The sequence below is a fragment of the Staphylococcus sp. AC872 genome (genome assembly GCF_979255425.1).
This window is the reverse complement of record NZ_CEEDKW010000056.1, coordinates 1-272: the sequence shown is the minus strand read 5'-3', so window position 1 is coordinate 272 and position 272 is coordinate 1. Positions and strand designations below refer to the sequence as shown.

Below are 272 nucleotides of genomic sequence, written 5' to 3'. Positions count from 1 at the left end.
CTACGGCCCGATCGCCGCCATGCTGGTCGAACTGTTCCCGACCCGCATCCGCTACACCTCGATGTCGCTGCCCTATCATATCGGCAACGGCTGGTTCGGCGGCCTGCTCCCGGCGACCGCGTTCGCGATCACCGCCTCGACCGGCGATATCTACTCCGGTCTCTGGTATCCAGTCATCTTCGCGGCAATCACCGTCGTGGTCGGCGCGCTGTTCATTCCGGAAACCAAGGACGTCGACATCACCAAGACCTGACCGGTCGACGGCTCACTCA

At 63.2% G+C, this 272-nt stretch carries 1 protein-coding gene; it reads left to right on the top strand.

Annotation, left to right across the window (positions count from 1 at the left end):
• Nucleotides 1-253 (top strand): MFS transporter (locus ACZ267_RS12910; RefSeq protein ID WP_463680349.1); only part of this gene is annotated, 253 nt, incomplete at its 5' end.
• Nucleotides 254-272 lie beyond the last annotated feature (19 nt).